General features: G+C 67.6%; 8 protein-coding genes. 6 read left to right on the forward strand and 2 right to left on the reverse strand.

Features of this window, described 5'->3' with window-relative positions; translation table 11 throughout:
• Positions 1-2: 2 nt before the first annotated feature.
• Complete coding sequence (locus tag ACZ3YO_RS37205; protein ID WP_465578357.1) at positions 3-1,640, forward strand: amidohydrolase; 1,638 nt, start codon at positions 3-5, stop codon at positions 1,638-1,640.
• 148 nt (positions 1,641-1,788) lie between these two features.
• Here ACZ3YO_RS37205 and ACZ3YO_RS37210 read toward each other — a convergent pair whose 3' ends face one another.
• Complete coding sequence (locus ACZ3YO_RS37210; RefSeq protein ID WP_465578359.1) at positions 1,789-6,168, reverse strand: LamG-like jellyroll fold domain-containing protein; 4,380 nt, start codon at positions 6,166-6,168, stop codon at positions 1,789-1,791.
• Positions 6,169-6,683: 515 nt separating this feature from the next.
• Between ACZ3YO_RS37210 and ACZ3YO_RS37215 the strand changes: the two genes are divergently transcribed.
• The 5 genes from ACZ3YO_RS37215 (at position 6,684) to ACZ3YO_RS37235 (ending at position 16,349) form a co-directional block, all read left to right on the forward strand.
• Entirely contained in the window at positions 6,684-13,763 is a 7,080-nt protein-coding gene (locus ACZ3YO_RS37215) for an RHS repeat domain-containing protein (protein ID WP_465578361.1), read from the forward strand.
• Positions 13,764-13,969: 206 nt separating this feature from the next.
• A complete protein-coding gene (locus ACZ3YO_RS37220; RefSeq protein WP_465578362.1) occupies positions 13,970-14,191 on the forward strand; it encodes a hypothetical protein in 222 nt (73 codons plus the stop codon).
• Positions 14,192-14,663: 472 nt separating this feature from the next.
• On the forward strand, positions 14,664-14,960 hold the full coding sequence (locus ACZ3YO_RS37225) for a hypothetical protein (protein ID WP_465578364.1): 297 nt from the start codon (positions 14,664-14,666) through the stop codon (positions 14,958-14,960).
• Between the two features lie 101 nt (positions 14,961-15,061).
• Positions 15,062-15,604 carry an RHS repeat-associated core domain-containing protein gene (locus tag ACZ3YO_RS37230; protein ID WP_465578366.1) on the forward strand — a complete coding sequence of 181 codons (543 nt, stop codon included), beginning with the start codon at positions 15,062-15,064 and terminating at the stop codon, positions 15,602-15,604.
• A gap of 469 nt (positions 15,605-16,073) precedes the next feature.
• Positions 16,074-16,349, forward strand: coding sequence for a hypothetical protein (locus ACZ3YO_RS37235; RefSeq protein WP_465578368.1), 276 nt, complete (start codon positions 16,074-16,076; stop codon positions 16,347-16,349).
• A 319-nt stretch (positions 16,350-16,668) separates the two neighbouring features.
• Here the strand turns inward: ACZ3YO_RS37235 and ACZ3YO_RS37240 are convergent, their stop codons facing one another.
• A complete protein-coding gene (locus tag ACZ3YO_RS37240; protein ID WP_465578370.1) occupies positions 16,669-17,106 on the reverse strand; it encodes a hypothetical protein in 438 nt (145 codons plus the stop codon).
• Positions 17,107-17,342: the final 236 nt, after the last annotated feature.

Genomic DNA, 17,342 nt, shown 5'->3' on the forward strand with positions numbered 1-17,342 from the left:
CCATGTCCAAGGCCGACCTGGTCTTCACCAATGGTCCCGTTCACACCGGCGACCCGGCCCGCACCCGGGCGAGCGCTCTCGCCGTCACCGGCGAGCGGATCACCGCGGTCGGTCACGACGAGGTCCGCGAGCTGATCGGTCCGAAGACCGAGGTGGTGGACCTGCGCGGCAAGCTGCTGATCCCCGGCTTCCAGGACGCGCACGTCCACGCGGTCTACGGCGGGGTCGAGCTGGCCGAGTGCGACCTGACCGGCACCACCGAGGTGGACGAATACCTGCGCCGGTTGGGGGAGTTCGCCGAGGCCCACCCCGGGCGGACGTGGATCACCGGCAGTGGCTGGTCGATGGAGAGCTTCGACGGCGGGCTGCCCACCCGGCAGCTGCTCGACTCGGTCGTCCCGGACCGGCCGGTCTTCCTGCTCAACCGCGACCACCACGGCGCCTGGGCCAACACCCGCGCCCTGGAGCTCGCCGGGCTGGCCGCCGAAACCCCCGACCCGGCGGACGGCCGGATCGAGCGGGAGCCGGACGGCACCCCTAGCGGGGTGCTCCAGGAGGGGGCGACGGCACTGGTCTCCCGCCACGTGCCGCCGAGCACCGCCGCCGAACGGCTGGCCGGTCTGCTCCGGGCGCAGCAGCTCCTGCACTCGCTGGGCATCACCGGCTGGCAGGACGCGATCCTCGGCGTCTTCAACGGCCAGCCGGACCCGTCCGACGCCTACCTCGCCGCCGCCCGGGCCGGCACCCTCACCGCCCGGGTCAACGGCGCCCTGTGGTGGGACCGTTCCCGTGGCGCCGAGCAGATCCCCGAACTCGTCGCCCAGCGCGAGAAGTTGAACGCCGGCCGGTTCCGGGCCGGCTCGGTCAAGATCATGCAGGACGGGATCGCCGAGAACTTCACGGCCGCCCTGACCGGCCCCTACCTGGACGGCTGCGGCTGCGCCACCGCCAACACCGGTCTCAGCTTCGTGGACCCGGCCGCACTGCGCGACCACGTCACCGCACTGGACGCGCTCGACTTCCAGGTGCACTTCCACGCCCTCGGCGACCGCGCGGTGCGCGAGGCGCTGGACGCCGTCGAGGCCGCGCGGGCCGCCAACGGCCGGCGCGGCACCCGGCACCACCTCGCCCACCTCCAGGTGGTCCACCCGAGCGACATCGGACGCTTCGCCCGGCTCGGCGCGATCGCCAACATCCAGCCGCTCTGGGCCGCCCACGAGCCGCAGATGGACGAGCTGACCATCCCGTTCCTCGGCCCCGAACGAGCCTCCTGGCAGTACCCGTTCGGCGACCTGCTGCGGGCCGGCGCCACCCTGGCGGCCGGCAGCGACTGGCCGGTCAGCAGCCCGGACCCGCTCGCCGGAATCCATGTCGCCGTCAACCGGATGGAGCCCGGGGCGACGGACGGGCGGGTCTTCCTGCCCGAGCAGCGCCTCGACCTCGCCACCGCCCTCGCCGCCTACACCGCCGGCTCGGCCCACGTGAACGACCTGGACGACGCGGGCAGCCTGCGGACCGGCCACCTCGCGGACCTGGTCGTCCTGGACCGCGACCTCTTCGCCGCCCCGGCCGCGGAGATCGCCGATGCCCGCGTCGAACGCACCTACGTGGGCGGCGAGTTGGTCTACGCGTCAGCCTGAGCCGTTGCCGCCGAGCCGGGCCGCCGACCAGGCCGGCCCGGCTCGGCGGCCCAGGTCTGAACAGCGGCGGTCCGAACAGCAGCGCCCCCGTCGAGCGGATGCTCGACGGGGGCGCTGCCATCTCACTGCGGAGGGCGTGCACAGGTGATCAACGCGTCTGGGCCTCGAAGTACCAGCGCTGGTTGGGGTTCCCGAGGCACTCCCAGACATCCAGTGCGGTGCCGTTGTCGTGCTTCCAACCGGGCAACTCCAGGCACGTGTTGGACGCCGGGTTGTAGATCGACCCGTCGTAGCGCCGCTCCCAGGTCTGCGCCGCGGGGTCGTCGCCGCACGTCTGGAACCTGACCGCGGTACCCCAGCCCACGGGCTTGTCCGCGGTACCGAGGCACCTGTTGGTTCCCGGTACCTGGATCTGGTTCTTGTCGGTCAGCGTGAAGTGCTGCTGGTCGCCGTTGTAGCAGTCGTACACGGCGGCGGCCGTACCGATCGCGCCACCCCAACTGTCGATACAGGTGCCCGGGCTGAAGACGCTGCGGATCCGCGCACTGGAGCCGGTGGTGGCCAGGGTGTTGACCTGCTGGTCGGTCAGCGCGTAGGGGTACACCCGGACGTCGCTGATCCCGCCGTTGAGGCGGCTGTCGGGGCCCGGGCGCACGGACGTGGTCTCGCCGCCGATGTTCAGGCTACCGGTTGTCTTCCACCCCGCCGGGACCCGTGTGCTGCCGGCGGCCCTGCCGTTGACGTACAGCGTGACGCTCTGCGTGTCCCTGTTGTACGTGCCCACGAGGTGGGTCCAGGCGCCGACCTGCGGCGGCGCCGAGTCGACGGCCGAGTAGTAGGCGCTGGGGCTGTAGTTGTCCGATGAGGGCAGAGTGAAGGACCAGGCACCGAACGTGGGGGAGTACTGCAGGTAGAACGGGCTGCGCTCGTTGCCGGTCATCGAGACGGCGGTCTGGTAGCCGTTGGTGTTGTTGATCTTCACCCAGGTGGAGACGCTGTAGCTCTGGCTGGTGTCGATGCCGGCTTGGTTGGTGCTGCGGTAGAGAGTGGATCCGTCGAAGGCCGTGGCCTTGTCGGCGGCTCCGTTGTGGTCCGCGGTGCGGGTGTAGGCGCTCGGGTACAGCTTGTTGGTGGCATCGGTGTCGACAGTGGTGATGCCGTCGAGGGCCCACCAGAGCGGGTTCACCGAGGTGTTCGCCATGGTCTGCGGCCCGGCCTGCCAGTTGAAGCCGGCGTCGGCCGTGCCCGGGTTGCTGGTCTCACCCCACCAGATGTCGATCTGGCCGTCTCCGCGCTTGCCCCAGAGCGAGGGGGAGCCCTTGCCGGTGAGGTCACCGTCGGAGCCCATGGTCGGCCATGTGTCGGTGGGGACGGAACCGATCGTGAGGCCGGCGGACATCTGGGCCAGCGTGGGGACCGTCACGGGCCGGCCGTCGGCGCCGACCACGGGTTGGCCGCTGCTGTAGGTGGAGACGGTGGTGCCGGTGGTGAAGGTGTAGGCGAGGAGAGCGCCCTGGCCGCCGTCCGGTGCCGCCTGCAGGTTACGGGTCCAGAGGCCGGGGTGGCCCTGTTTGGCCCAGTCACCAGGGGTGATGAGCTCCTTGTCCTTCCAGCCGGAGGCGGCGAGTCGGACGGGCTTGCCGAGGGAGTTGGGTGCGGTCGTTGCGGGGTAGTACCAAAGGGCCGCGTCCGTGCCGTTGTTGGTGCTCTCGACGGTGAGCAGGCCGGTCTTGTTCTTGAACTTGAGTCTGTAGTCGAGGTCCGTGTTGACCGGGTCGCCGATCGCCGCCACCCGCAGGGTGGCGGACCAGTCGGTGGCGTTGTAGCCCGCTGCGGTGTACCAGGAACAGTCCTCTGTGGGCGTCTGGACGCACTTGGGCTTCGAAATGAGGACCTTGGTGTCGACCCGGCCGTAGTAGCCGGTATTGCCGGGGTTCCCGTAGAGCCAGAGGTTGGGGTCACCGGGCGCGTGAGCGATGATGTCGTCGATGTTGTTTCCGCCGGTCAGTGTGCCCCGGTGGGTGAACTGGATGTTTCCCCAGCCCTGATGGGTCGGCGAGTCGGCCGGCGTGGCCACCAGGGAGACGGCGGGGCGCTTGGCGAGCGAGTTGCCGGGCACGCCGTAGCTGCGCAGGTAACCGGCCTGGTCGGGGGTCACGATGTCGGGCGCGGAGTCCCCGGTGACGTCGCCGAAGACCGGCGGCGGCCCGTCCGGGTTCCACGGGACGTAGAAGGCGTACTGGGCGACCGGTGAGACGTTGCGCGCGTTGTCCATCACCTGGAGGTACACGATGTTGGTACCCCAACGGCCCGGGAGCACGCCGACCCCTCCCTGCGGCAGGGAGGATCCGCACTGCCAGTCCGCGCCGGCGAGCTGCGGGTCCCACGACCAGCGGGCGCAGATCACGCCGGAGCCGGTGCCGCCGTTCGGGGCCGGGTCGGCCGCGGTGAACGGGACGACGCCCCACTCGCCGGCACGCTTCCTGGTGACCTGGCCGTTGCCGGACGGCGGGAACTGGCTCTCCAGCGCGCCGTCGGACAGCTGGGAGTAGACGTTGGGCACCGACAGGGTCGGCGGGGTGAGGTCGACACCGAACCGGCAGGTGGGCGTCGAGCTGGACATCGCCTTGATGAGGTCGTCGTAGGAGTGGGAGCTCCAGCCGTAGACGTGACCGTCCTTGATCACGTCGCTGGGGACCTGGAAGCTCGCGACCGCGCCGTTGGCGACCTCCGACGAGGTGCCGCTGGCCACGTCGGGGACACCGGGCAACGAGTAGTCCCAGATGTGACTCCAGGACTGGAGCGAGTTCTGTGCCCGGCTGTGAACGGAGGCGTTCAGCGACACGTTGCCGTTGAACCCGGCCGAGGAGTTCATCCACGCCAGGGACGAGCCGTCACAACCCTGGTTGTCCGCCCACGGCACGGCCGTGTTGGGGACCGGCCAGGCGCTCGGGTCGGTGGGGGTGTCCGGGTAGCGGTCGTACTCGACGACGACGACCGGCCGGTAGTCCATCCGCTTGAACGCGTACTTGTTCTGCTCGTCCCGGGCGAAGAGACCGAAGGTCAGCGCCTCACGCGTCGGTGCGTAGTTCTGGTAGGTGGAGGTGACGTCGTAGTCGAACTGGCGGTTGTCGTGGCAGCCGGCGCCGCCGGAGCCGGCCACGTCGGCGGTGCCGATGCGGCCGCCGACGAGGCCCGGAGGCTTCCCCCAGGTGGTCTCCTGTCCGATGGGGCCGGTCAGGTAGAGGTCCACCGGATAGGTGTTGGTGCAGGAGAGGTCCGATGACTCGTACTCCCAGACCGACAGGGTGGCCCTGTTGATGACGATGTCGTTGTACCAGCGGGTGTCGAACTGGAAGTAGGACTTCTCGACGCCCTTGTCGATCCGCCAGCCCTGGTAGCCGACGCCAGGATGGCCGTACTGCCCGAGTTCGGTGGTGGTCTTGAGGTAGTTCGAGGTGCCCGGGTAGGCGGACTGCGTCCACGTCCAGGCGTTGCCCTCGCGCCGGTCGTACAGCCAGACCGGGTCGATGAACCAGGGGCCCTGACCCTTGCCCAGAACCGACTGGTCGGGGGTCACCTCGATGCCGTCCGCGGTCGCGGTGGTGGTCATGGTGGCGACGTTGGCGCCGACCCCCGGACCGTCCGCGGTGCTGGCACGCGGGGACTTCGCGGGCGTCCCGTCGGGGGTGCCGTCGGTGGCCCCACCCTCTTGAGCGGGGGTGGCCTGACCCGGCTTTCCACCCGGGGCCGGCTTCGCGGTCGGGCCAGCCTCCGTGGCGGAGCTGTCCCACATCTGCGGCGCGGAGGCGTGGAACCTGACGGTGCCGTCCGGGGCCGTGGCCGCGAGGTTGTTGCCTGCGTCGGCCTTCACGGTGACACCCTTGGTGCTGGTGCCGAACCGTATCTTCTTGAGCTTCGGGTCGGCCGCAGCCTCGGCTGTCTTGACGACCAGGACGGTACTGAAGCCGCCTGTGGCGGCGGCGGTGACCTTGAGGTCGACGCCCGGGATGACCTCCGGGTAGACCAGGCCGTTGCTGTCCTCGTCGACCGTGGGCTTGGTGAGCGGGAACGGTGAGTCGATCGAGAGCGTCTCACCGTCGCGGGCGGTGAGCGTGCCGAGCGGACCGGAGCCGCCGCCCGAAAGGTGCACGCCCGCGGCGGCGGCCTTGGGACGGTAGCCGCCGGCCGGATCGGGGACCAGGGTGGCGTCGAGCTTGGCCCAGCCGCCGTCCTGCTTCACGCGCTGCTGCTCGCCGTGCTGGCTCCGGGAGAGATGGCCCTGCGGGGTGGCGACGGTCTCGCTGAACTCGTCGGTCAACTCCGCTACGGGAACGGGCTTCCCGGTGGCCTTCGCCTGGGCGATCGCCTTGTCGCTGGCTGCAACGAGGGGCTTTTCCTTGGCTCGCTTGGCGTCGGCCTCGGCCATGATGCCGGCGAGGCCCGGCGGAACGGTGGGCGACGTGCCGGTGGACGGACTTGTTCTCGGCGGGGTGGGAGCCGAGTCGGCGAATGCGACCGGCGCCACCGCGGTCAGCGCGAGGACGAGGCCGGCGGCCGCAGCGGCGGAGCGCCGGGATGGGAATCTCGAACGGCGCGCGCCGGAGCGGGCCCCGGGCGGAGCGGCAGGCATGGTGAAGTCCCCCACGGAGTCGGATTCAGCTGCGCGTGGAAGGTCGGTGAAGACTACGCGCAGAGGTCGTCAGCAAGCTCCCGCACGGCTGATGGTTCGTCAACTTCTTATCCTGCGAGGATGTCCGTTTTGGGCTCGACCGCTCCTGTTTACTCACTGTGTGACAACGATTACGCAGGGGATAGGTCGACAATCTGCTCGACCGGACGGTGTTCGAGGTCTTACCCTCCGCCACAGTCATCCGTCCGTACCCGATGTGAGGTGCGGTCAGGCCTTTGGGGGGTCGCATGTCAGCTCGTCATGCCCGTTTCTCCTGGTTCATCGGGAGGGGGAGCCCGTCGCCCGGGTGGGGGCGATCCAGAGTGGCTCTCGTCGGTTCGTTTGCGATTCTGAGTGCGCTGGTGTCGCCGATGGCGCCGGCGGTCGCCGCACCGGCGTCGGACAAGAACAAGGACAAGATCTGGTCGCCGCCGAACACCCCGCTGCCGAAGACGGCGCCGGTGCCCGGCAAGGCCGAGCACCCCAAGGCGGTTTCGCCGGCCACCGGCTCGCCCAATTGGGTGCCGCCGAAGGCGCCGGTCACGCGCGCGCACGGTTCGGCGCTCGCCGCGCTGGACGTGCCTCCTGCGGCAGGCGCCACGTCGACCCGCAAGGACACCGGCGGGGCGGAGGTCCGCGAGCCCATGGCAGGGGCCTCCAAGCAGGCCGGCGATCTTCCGCTCTGGCTGGCACCGCTGGCGCCGGACGCCCCTGGGAAGGGGCAGCCGGGAGGTGCTCCCGTCGCAGGTGACTCCGCGCCTGCCGCGCCGCCGGCTGCCGCGTCCGTCCGTGTGGATGTGGCGGACGCCAAGGCGGCGGCCACGCTGGGTGTCCAGGGCACACTGCTGTCGCTCTCGCGCAGCGACCAGGCGGGCGCGGCCAAGGTCCGTCTCGGGCTGGACCTCGACGGCGTGGGTTTCGGAGGCGACTTCGCCCGGCGAGCCCGGCTGGTGACCTTGCCGGCCTGTGCGCTGACCACGCCGGAGGTGCCGGGCTGCCAGACCCGCACCCCCATTCCTTCGCACTACGACAGTCAGGCCGGGAAGCTGGTCGCTGATGTCGAACTCCCCGCTGTGGACGGTTCACTGACGTCAGGACAGCGCGCCGCGTCGAAGTCTGCCGAGGTCGCACCGTCCGCCACGTCGAGTCCGTCGACCGCGCCGGCTCCGATGGTCCTGGCCACCGACGGCACGCCCTCCAGCGGCACCGGCACCTACACGGCGACCTCGCTCTCGTCGAGCCAGGCGTGGACGGCCGGCAGCTCCTCCGGCTCGTTCACCTACAGCTACCCGATTCAGTCCCCGCCCACCTTGGGCGGTACCACGCCGCAGGTGGCCCTCGGATACGATTCCGCCTCGGTGGACGGCAGGACGGCCTCCACCAACGCGCAGGCGTCCTGGATCGGCGATGGCTGGGACCTCTCCGCCGGCTTCGTCGAGCGGTCCTACAAGCCGTGTGACAAGGCGGGGATCGCCGGCTCCGGTGACCAGTGCTGGGGCGGTGCCAACCTCACGCTCTCTCTGGGCGGGCACTCGGGCGAGCTCGTCCCGCACGACGCGTCCTGCGTCTCCGGCAACGCCAAGGAGGAACAGTCGAAGTGCACTTGGCGGCTGAAGAACGATGACGGGACCAAGATCGAGTTCCTCACCGGCGCCGCCAACGGCACCAGGAACGAGACGTACCTGAAGGTCACCGAGACCTCGGGTACGGTCTACTACTTCGGCCTCAACCAGCTGCCGGCCGCCGACGGTTCGCCGAGCAGGACCGGTCCGGAGACCAGGTCGGCCTGGACCGTGCCGGTCTACTCGCCGAACGCCGGCGACCCGTGTTACGACCCGGCCAAGGGCAAGGGCTCCTGGTGCGACATGGCGTGGCGGTGGAACCTCGACTACGTCGTCGACGTCCACGGCAACGTGACCAGCTACAGCTATGCGCCGGAGGAGAACTGGTACGTCCGGGGAGGCGGCCAGAACGCCGGTTCGGGTGACAGGGCCCGCTACATCCGTGGCGGCACGCTCGCCTCGATCAACTACGGACAGCTTCTGTCGGACCAGTTGGCTGCTGGTGGGAACCACCTGTCGGCGTCGAAGATCGAGTTCGGACTCGGCGAGCGGTGCGTCTCGGGTGACGAGGCCTGCCAGGAGTCCCAGCGGACCTCGGCGAACGCCGGGAACTGGCCGGACGTCCCGTTGGACAAGCAGTGCACCAAGGACGCTGCCTGTTCCAACTACGGTCCGAGCTACTGGTCGACGAAGTGGTTGAACACCATCACCACGTCGGTCCGCTCCGGCGGGTCCTACCGTCCGGTGGACAGCTACGAGCTGACCCACGTGTTCAAGTCGCCCGAGAACTCGGCCGAGAACACCAAGATCCCGTGGCTGGAGTCCGTCCGGCGGATCGGCAAGGACACCTTCAACGGCTCCGAGGAGAAGGACCTTCCGAAGGTCACCTTCGCCAGCGCGATGCTGCCCAACCGGGTCGACGGTCTCGTCCCGGCACGCCCGCGGTACAACCGCCCGCGTATCGAGGTCATCACCACCGAGACCGGGGGCACCGTCCTCGTCAAGTACGCACAGGACTCGTGCTCGCGCACCGCCGGGAAGATGCCGGCCTCGGCCGACAACAACACGATGAGCTGCTACAACGTCAAGTGGTACGACACCGGTGTGAAGGCCACCGTCGACGACTGGTTCCTTCGCTACCCGGTCGAGTCGGTCACCGTGGACCCGAATGGCAACCTCATTCAGGGTTCCGTGCCGAAGGTCACCACCTACACGTACGGCAAGGCCGCCTGGCACCGCCATGACGGGGCCCTGGCCGACGCTGACTACCGGACGTGGGACCAGTTCCGCGGCTACGCCAGTGTGACTGCCGTGTCCGGTTCGGGAACGGACAGCGTGAAGTCGAAGTCGGCCACGTACTACTACCAGGGCATGGACGGCGACTACAAGGCGGACAAGAACGCGAAGGCTGCGAGCGTCGCCGGCGTCAAGAGCGGCTCCCGAGCCGACTACGACTGGCTGTCCGGCCGTGTGCTGGAGCAGGATACCTACACGGACGTCAACGCCGCCGATGACGACCCCGTCGGGTACACGGTGAACACCAGCTCCGGCGAGGTGGAGACCGCCAAGCACACCCGTGGCGATCTGCCGGCCTTGGTGGCCCGCTACGCGGCGACCACATCGACCAGCGTCAGCACGACGAAGACCACCAACGGCACCCGCACCACGTCGACGGTGACCAAGAGCGACAAGGACCACAACAACCGGGTCACCACGTCGCTGAGCACGGCCGACGGCACGCCCGACGTCTGCGTCCGCACCGACTACGCGGCCGCGGCCAACCCGCAGATGACGGCTCTGGTGTCGGAGGTACTGACCGTCTCCGGCAGCAACGCCTGCGGGGCGACCGCGACCGCGACGAACACCGTCTCCGGAGTCCGCACGCTCTACGACGGTGGGACGTTCGGCAGCACGGCCGCCAAGGGGCGGGTGACCGGCGCGCAGGGCCTCGACCGGTACGACGGCAACGGCACCGCCCAGTACGTCACCAGCGCCGCCACCAGCTACGACGGCTACGGCCGCGTCGCGACCGTCACCGACCTGACGGTGACGGACGGCAAAAATCCCAACGGGGCCGTGGTCTCCACCGTGTACAGCTCGGCCAACCCGGGTGAGCTGCCCAATCGCACGGTGACCGGCAGCCCCGCCCCGGCCGGCGCGCCGGATGAGGGCATCGCGCGTACCACCACCATCACGTTCGATCCGGCCCGTGGCCTGCCGATCACCACGGAGGACCCCAACGGCCGCAAGGTCACCCAGTCCTACGACTCGCTGGGCCGGCTCAAGGCGGTCTGGACCCCGGGCCGTGACACCGCGAAGAGCGCCAACTACACGTACGACTACTCGGTCAACGGCACCGCGGCGCCCTCCACGATCACCAGCAACACGCTGCGCCCGAGCGACGAGTACGGCACCGCGACGCAGATCATCGACGGCCTCGGCCGGGTGGTGCAGACACAGAGCCCGCCGGCGGTCTCCGCCTACCACGGCCGGATGATCACCGACACGTTCTACGACTCGCAGGGCCGGGCCAACCAGGTCTACAACACGTACTACGAGGACACCAGTGGCCCGAGCACGACCCGCTGGAGGCCGGACGGTGCGATGGTGCCGAACCGGACCACCACCTCGTTCGACGGCATGGGCCGCCCGGTCAGCACGCAGTTCATCGCCCTCGGTGTTCTGCAGTCCACCACGACCACGGCCTACCCGGGGGCGGACCGCGTTGACGTGACCCCGCCGACCGGGGCCACCGCCACCAGCACCATCACCGACGCCCGCGGCCGTACCGCACAGTTGTGGCAGTACCGGACGCCGACGGCGACCGGCAACCCGGCGGACGCTGACGTGACCGCGTACACGTACACCCCGGGTGGCCAGGCCGCCACGCGGGTGGACGCGGCGGGGAACACCTGGAGTTACCAGTACGACCAGCGTGGCCGCCAGGTCCGCGCCGACGACCCGGACACGGGCGTGTCGACCCGGGCCTACGACGGCGCCGGCCGGCTGGCGTCCACCACGGACGCCCGCAACCAGACGGTGGCGATCACGTACGACCTGCTGGGCCGCAAGACCGGTACCTACAACGGCAGCGTCGCCCCGGCCAATCAGCTCACCGGCTACACCTACGACACCGTGGCGAAGGGTCAAGCGGCGTCGTCGACCCGGTACGTGGGTGGTGCGAGCGGCTCGGCCTACACCAAGGCCGTGACCGAGCTGGACGTGGCCTACCGGCCGACGAAGACCACCGTCTCGATCCCCGGCAGCGAGATCGGCAAGTCCGGCCAGACGACGTTCACCTACGGCGCTGTGTACGATCCGATCAGCGGTGCGATGACACTCGAAGGCCGGGCCGCCGCGGGCGACCTGGGCGAGGAGTGGGTGACCTACAACTACGAGCACTATGGTCTGCTTCATGACATGGGCGGGCTGGATACGTACCTGCGGCAGTCGGACTGGGACGCCTATGGCCGCAACATCCGCTCCACGGTGAACCCGTGGGGCACCCAGATCGTCGCCACCAACACCTACGACGAGCCGACCGGGCGGCTGCTGACGCAGTACATCGACAAGCAGACCGCCGCCACCGGCTCGGTGCAGAACACGACCTACGCCTACAACCAGGCCGGACAGGTCACCGCGATCAGGGCGATCCCGAACAACACCCCGGCCGCGACCGACCTGCAGTGCTTCAGCTACGACTACCTGGGCCGCCTCACCACTGCGTGGAGCGACACCGGGCAGCTCAACCAGCCCACCCCGTCCCTCGGTGGCCAGGGCTCCTGCGCCAACGCCACGCCCACCACCGGGGCGGCCGCACCGGCCAAGACCACGGTCGGCGGCAGCGCGGCCTACTGGCAGGATTACACCTATGACCTGACCGGCAACCGCACCAAGCTGGTCAACCACGACCCGGCGGGCGACCCGGCCAAGGACCTGAGGACCGACCAGACCTTCCCGGCCCCCGGCACCCGCAACACGCCCACCACCGCACCCGGCACGGGCGGCGGCACCGGCGGTCCGCACGCGCTGGCCACCGGCAAGTACACCTACGGCTGGAGTGCCGGCACCCAGGGCGCCGACCAGTACGACGCGGCGGGCAACACCACGAAGATCAACAACCCTGGCGGCAACAAGATCCTGAACGCGGGCTTCGTCCTCAAGTCCGGTGAGTCGGTGCGCTCCAACGGCGCCCAGCTCACCATGCAGGCCGACGGCAACCTGGTCCTCAGTTCCCTGCGCTCCGGCCAGGCCGTCTGGTCCACCAGCACCCAGAGCCACCCGGGTGCTTGGGCGACGATGCAGGCCGACGGCAACTTCGTGGTCTACGACCCGCAGCGTGTCGCGCTGTGGTCCTCGAAGACCTACGTGGGTGCAGGCAGTGGCTACTTCGCGGTGGTCCAGGACGACGGCAAGTTCATCGTCTACGGCCCCGGCTGGCAGTCCAAGTGGTCCACCCCGACGTGGAACGCCGTCGATGCGGCCAACAGTGCCACGTTGACCTGGGATGTCGAGGGCAAGCTCGCCTCACTCACCCAGGGCACGGCCACCACGACGTACGTCTACGACGCGGACGGCAACCAGCTGGTGCGGCGCAACCCGGGGAAGGTGACGGTCAACCTGGGCGGCGGTGACGAACTCACCTACGACACCGGCAGCAAGACCAGTACCGGCACCCGGTACTACACCGTCCCCGGCGGCATCACGTTGGTCCGCCAGGGCCCGACGAAGCTGACCTACCAGTTCTCCGACCACCACGGCACCAACAGCCTGTCCATCGACTCCGAGACCACCACCGAGTCCCGACGCACCTTCGACCCCTTCGGCGCCACCCGCGGCCCCGGCTCCCTGAGCACCCCGTGGTCCGGCGACAAGGGCTACGTCGGCGGATTGAAGGACGACGCCACCGGCTTCACCAACCTCGGCGCCCGCCAGTACCAGCCGAGCACCGGCCGCTTCCTCAGCCCCGACCCCATCCTCGACGCCGGCGATCCGCTCCAGTGGAACGCCTACGCCTACAGCAACAACAACCCCGTCAACCGCTCCGACCCGGGCGGCCTCAAGTCCGAAGAATGCGGCACGCTGTACAGGTGCGGCTCTGCCGGCACCATCACCATGAGCAACGCGGCCGAGACGACCGCCGAGTACGTCTCCGAGCCGGCACTCGATCGGCTCCACGAAAGTGCTCCGGGTTTCCCCGACGACATGTATCGCAAGGCCAAGAGTGTTGGATTCGGGGATAAGCCTAAGGGTTCTCAGCGAGTCGCTATCACGGGAAAGCCTGGCGCGGACAGGGGCATCATTATGGCCCGGTTCTATATTCACACTAAGCTGGCTGCTCTAGACATGCTTGTTGGTGACAATCGCGGCCCTTCGGTGGATCCGGGATCCGCCTATCGAATGTCTCTCTTTTGGGATACTTCGACCGGGCAGATTACCTTCACGATTGCAGGCAGCTACACTCCTCCCCCGTCAAATAACGAGGTGGCAAGGGGCCTGGCTGAGCCGGGAGCCAAGTTCCACCCGGCGGCCCCTCTCTCCGAAGGCGAGGATTCGATTTCGGATTCTATTATGTGGAGAAATAAGGTGTATGCCGAGCAGAAGGGCGGCAATGGGGTCAAGGTCAAAGTCCACGCTGTCAATAGTGTTCTCCCCGTCTTTGCCGTCGATGACCAGCTAAACATGGAATTTGATGGGAATGGAAAACTCTCGGTCAGGCGAACTGGTGACGCTTATCCCGATATGGAGGTCGTTCAGTACAGGCAAGGCCAGGCTCCATCAATGATTGTTCGTGATAAAATGGCGTCGGACACTGGCCTTAACTCTGTTCCGCTCTGGCCGGATATCGATCGTTCCTGGGTGGGGGGAACATGTGTGGCAGGGTGTTAAAGCTGTTGAAATGGGCTCGGCGACCCTATGGGAATTCGATTGCATGGATCTCGGCCTGCGCCATTAACTATAGTGTGATATTTATGGTCGGCTGGGTGATGATATCGCTAACGGCTCCTCGGATGTCAGACTCCGCTGACCCTGATCCTGGTGCACGTCTCGGTCTCTGGCGCTCCTTTCTCGAATATATGGCGGGAGCTCCGGGTATGCTGCTTCTCCTGGGGGTCCCTTCCGTTGCCCTCCTTGCGCTGATTGCAAGGAAAAGGAGAACCTCGCCGGTTGACGAGTTCAGAGCGTTTGCGGGAGCTCTGCTCCTGATTCCGGTGCTTATGCTCATTCCGGTCGGCACGTGGACGATGATCGCCATTCAGGTGGCTGTCCAGATCCTCTTTGTTGCGATCCTCATGCCGGCAGGCAGAGTCGAATAGCGACGTATTTCAGCAGGGCCTCGCCGAAGTTGGTTTTCGCCGAGGCCCTGCCTGGCATCCTTTGGATTATTTCTCTGTGGAACTTTGGATTTCCCGAAATGAAATCGGCGCGCTACCTGCATATTCTATTGAAGATGAAGTTGTTTGGGGTCGACAATACCCTCAAGCTGGATATCAGGCCCTCTGGTATCCAGATGACTCGCAAGGGCGACGCCTATCCTGACATGGAGGTTGTTCAGTACCGTCAGGGGAAGAGTCCAAAGGTAATTGCCCGGGACAGTACGGGGGATCAATTCCTGGATCAGGGTCTGAGGTCGGCGCCATGGTCCACGCCTGTGAATCGCGCCTTTGAAGAGGGCAGGTGCATTTCGGGATGTTGAGCAGCAGGTTGAGTCGAGGCGGTCGGTGGCTTGCGCGGGCGGTCTTGAGGTACGTCGCGGTGTGCGTGGCTCCTCTATATCTATTGCTCCTTGTGCTTTCCGCCTTCGCGCCCGGCGGGAGCGATGCTGACGGTTTCGTTCGAACGAGTGCCGAGGGGTACTTCGAGTTCCTCTGGACAATTTCTCTGACGATAACCATTCCCGCGATCCTGCTGCTCCTGCTGCTGGCTTTGCCTGCGGCCTGGGGAAAGGATGTGAGGGTGGCGGCCGCGTGGTTGCTTGCACTGCCGCCTGTACTTTTCCTCTTTGCGGGGCTCTGGCCCTTCCTGTTGCTGAGTGCGCTCGGCATCTTCTATGCGCTGAGGGTGATGCCGAAGCCTGGCTCGTAGGATTGCAATAGTCCGGGGCCTGATGCGCGGTGCGTATCAGGCCCCGCGTGTTTGCTGCAATAGTTCCGGGCTTCCTGCCTCACGGCGCCGCCCGGGGAGCCGTGAACCTGGGTGGTGGTGACGCGCTCACCTACGACACCGGTAGCAAGACCAGTACCGGCGCCCGCTACTACACGATCCCCGGCGGCATCACGTCGGTTCGCCAGGGTCCGACCAAGCTGACGTACCAGTTCTCCGACCACCACGGCACCAACAGCCTGTCCATCGATTCCGAGACCACCACCGAGTCCCGGCGCACCTTCGACCCCTTCGGCGCCACCCGCGGCCCCGGCTCCCTGAGCACCCCGTGGTCCGGCGACAAGGGCTACGTCGGCGGATTGAAGGACGACGCCACCGGCTTCACCAACCTCGGCGCCCGCCAGTACCAGCCGAGCACGGGCCGCTTCCTCAGCCCGGACCCCATCCTCGACGCCGGCGACCCCCTCCAGTGGAACGCCTACGCCTACAGCAACAACAACCCCGTCAACCGCTCCGACCCAGGCGGAGTGGTCAGCCTGCGACAACTAGTTGGCAGAGGACGGTCGGCGCCCATTTCGTGTGGTCTGAGGCCAAGGTGTTCTCCGATGGTGACAAGCTATCTATGAAGATCACGATCCGCTCCAGGGATCGCCGGGACTTCAACCGAGGCGCCAAGGATGTTGACAGCGGCACGCCTGATGCTGTCAACGGGCGGTTTGCGACGCTTGGATGGGCGCATCCATTCATGACCAACGGGAAGCTAGAGCGGCAGATGACCTGGACGAGGGGTAGCGCATTGGAGACGACAGTCATGGGTGAGGCCTCGCGATGAGAGGAGGCCGAGGGGGGTTCACCAGCGTAGTGGCAGTTCTGGTATTGGGCGTGCTGGTGGGGGCGACCTCCGCCTGCGCGGGTAGCGATCGTGCGGCGAGTGACACGACGACGGTCTCGGCCAGTCCTACAGTCGGTGCCATTCGGACCGATCGTGGCCCGGTGGAAAGCAGGTTTCCCAAATTCGGAAACTTCGACCGCGTCACGTGGATGGCTAAGGTTTCCGGAGGAGGCTCCAGGGTCCCAGGTCCTACCGACTACGAGATGCGCGGACTTGTCTGGCTCTCGGCGGACCGCGCGGCCGAGTTCCGAGCTGCTGGAGATTGGGAGAATAAGGACGTTGCTGACTTCCCGGCCGGGCTCGATCCCAGTCTGGGTGTGTCGGGTGATTGGCTGCACAGCGATGCGTTTGACAAGTCGTTTCCGCAGTCTGCGTTCGGCAGCCGCTTCTTCCTGAGCAGTTCATCGCCATTGCTCTACTTTGACGCGGTGAACCCTCCGATCGTCTCTGCTGAGCCGACCTCCTCATTGGCGTCGTAACCCTGGCGCCACCAGTACGTGAACTCGCCGAAGCCGTGGCCCCCGATCCGCTTGGGGGCCACGGCCCGCAGTCGCCTGGCAACGCGGGCCTGCGGTCTCGACGTTGGAGAGCGTGGTGAGCCAGCCGGGGGAGGGATTCCTGCGGACACTCGTCGGTCGCTTCGACGGCAACCTGGTCCTCAGTTCCCTGCGCTCCGGCGCCAGGCCGTCTGGTCCACCAGCACTTAGAACCACCCGGGTGCGTGGGCGACCATGCAGGACGACGGCAACTTCGTGGTGTCCACACAACCGACGATGATCAACGGTGGCCGTGCCCTTTCTACACCACCCAGCAGTACAGGTTCTCGTCTCCCTCGCGGACGGCTCGGGCCAGGTTGGCCAAGCGGCTCAGGATCCACACGGCGACCTCGGGGTCGAAGACCTCGCCGGCTGCCGCCCGCTCGGCCACCCACAGCCTGCTGACTTCAGCGAGCCGGTGCTCGACGGCAGTGCACAGGGCATCTCGAAGGGTGCCGGCGACGGCGAGGACGAGCGGACCCTCGCCGTCGTCCGGGTCGACAACAGTCTCGGGAACATCGTCGTCAAGGACTTCCTGAAAGCTCCGACCGGTGAAGATGCCCTCCCACTCGATCAGAGCCTCCTCGACATCGAAGTTGCCGAAGGTCAGGGACTCGAAGATCCCGTCGGGACCACCCTCCGCGACAGCAGCGGCAGCTTCGGCGTCCGGTGCCATGAAGAACTTGACGACGATGCTCACCGGGGCATAGTGCCGGTTCCACCGGGCCCGGTCTACCTGCCGGCGGCCAGCAGAAGCCGACCTACCGACCCGAGATGCTGTCCGCCCACAGGCCGAGATCAAGATCTACAGCTGGTACTAGGTTCACCATGAGATCGGGTACAGGTTTCATGGCACCGTCCTCCTGCGGTGCCCTAGCGTCGTGCCATGACGATTCCAGCTGGACTGAGACGCACGGTCCTCCGGGCGCAGCGGGA

This window comes from Kitasatospora sp. NPDC022785 (genome assembly GCF_055561295.1).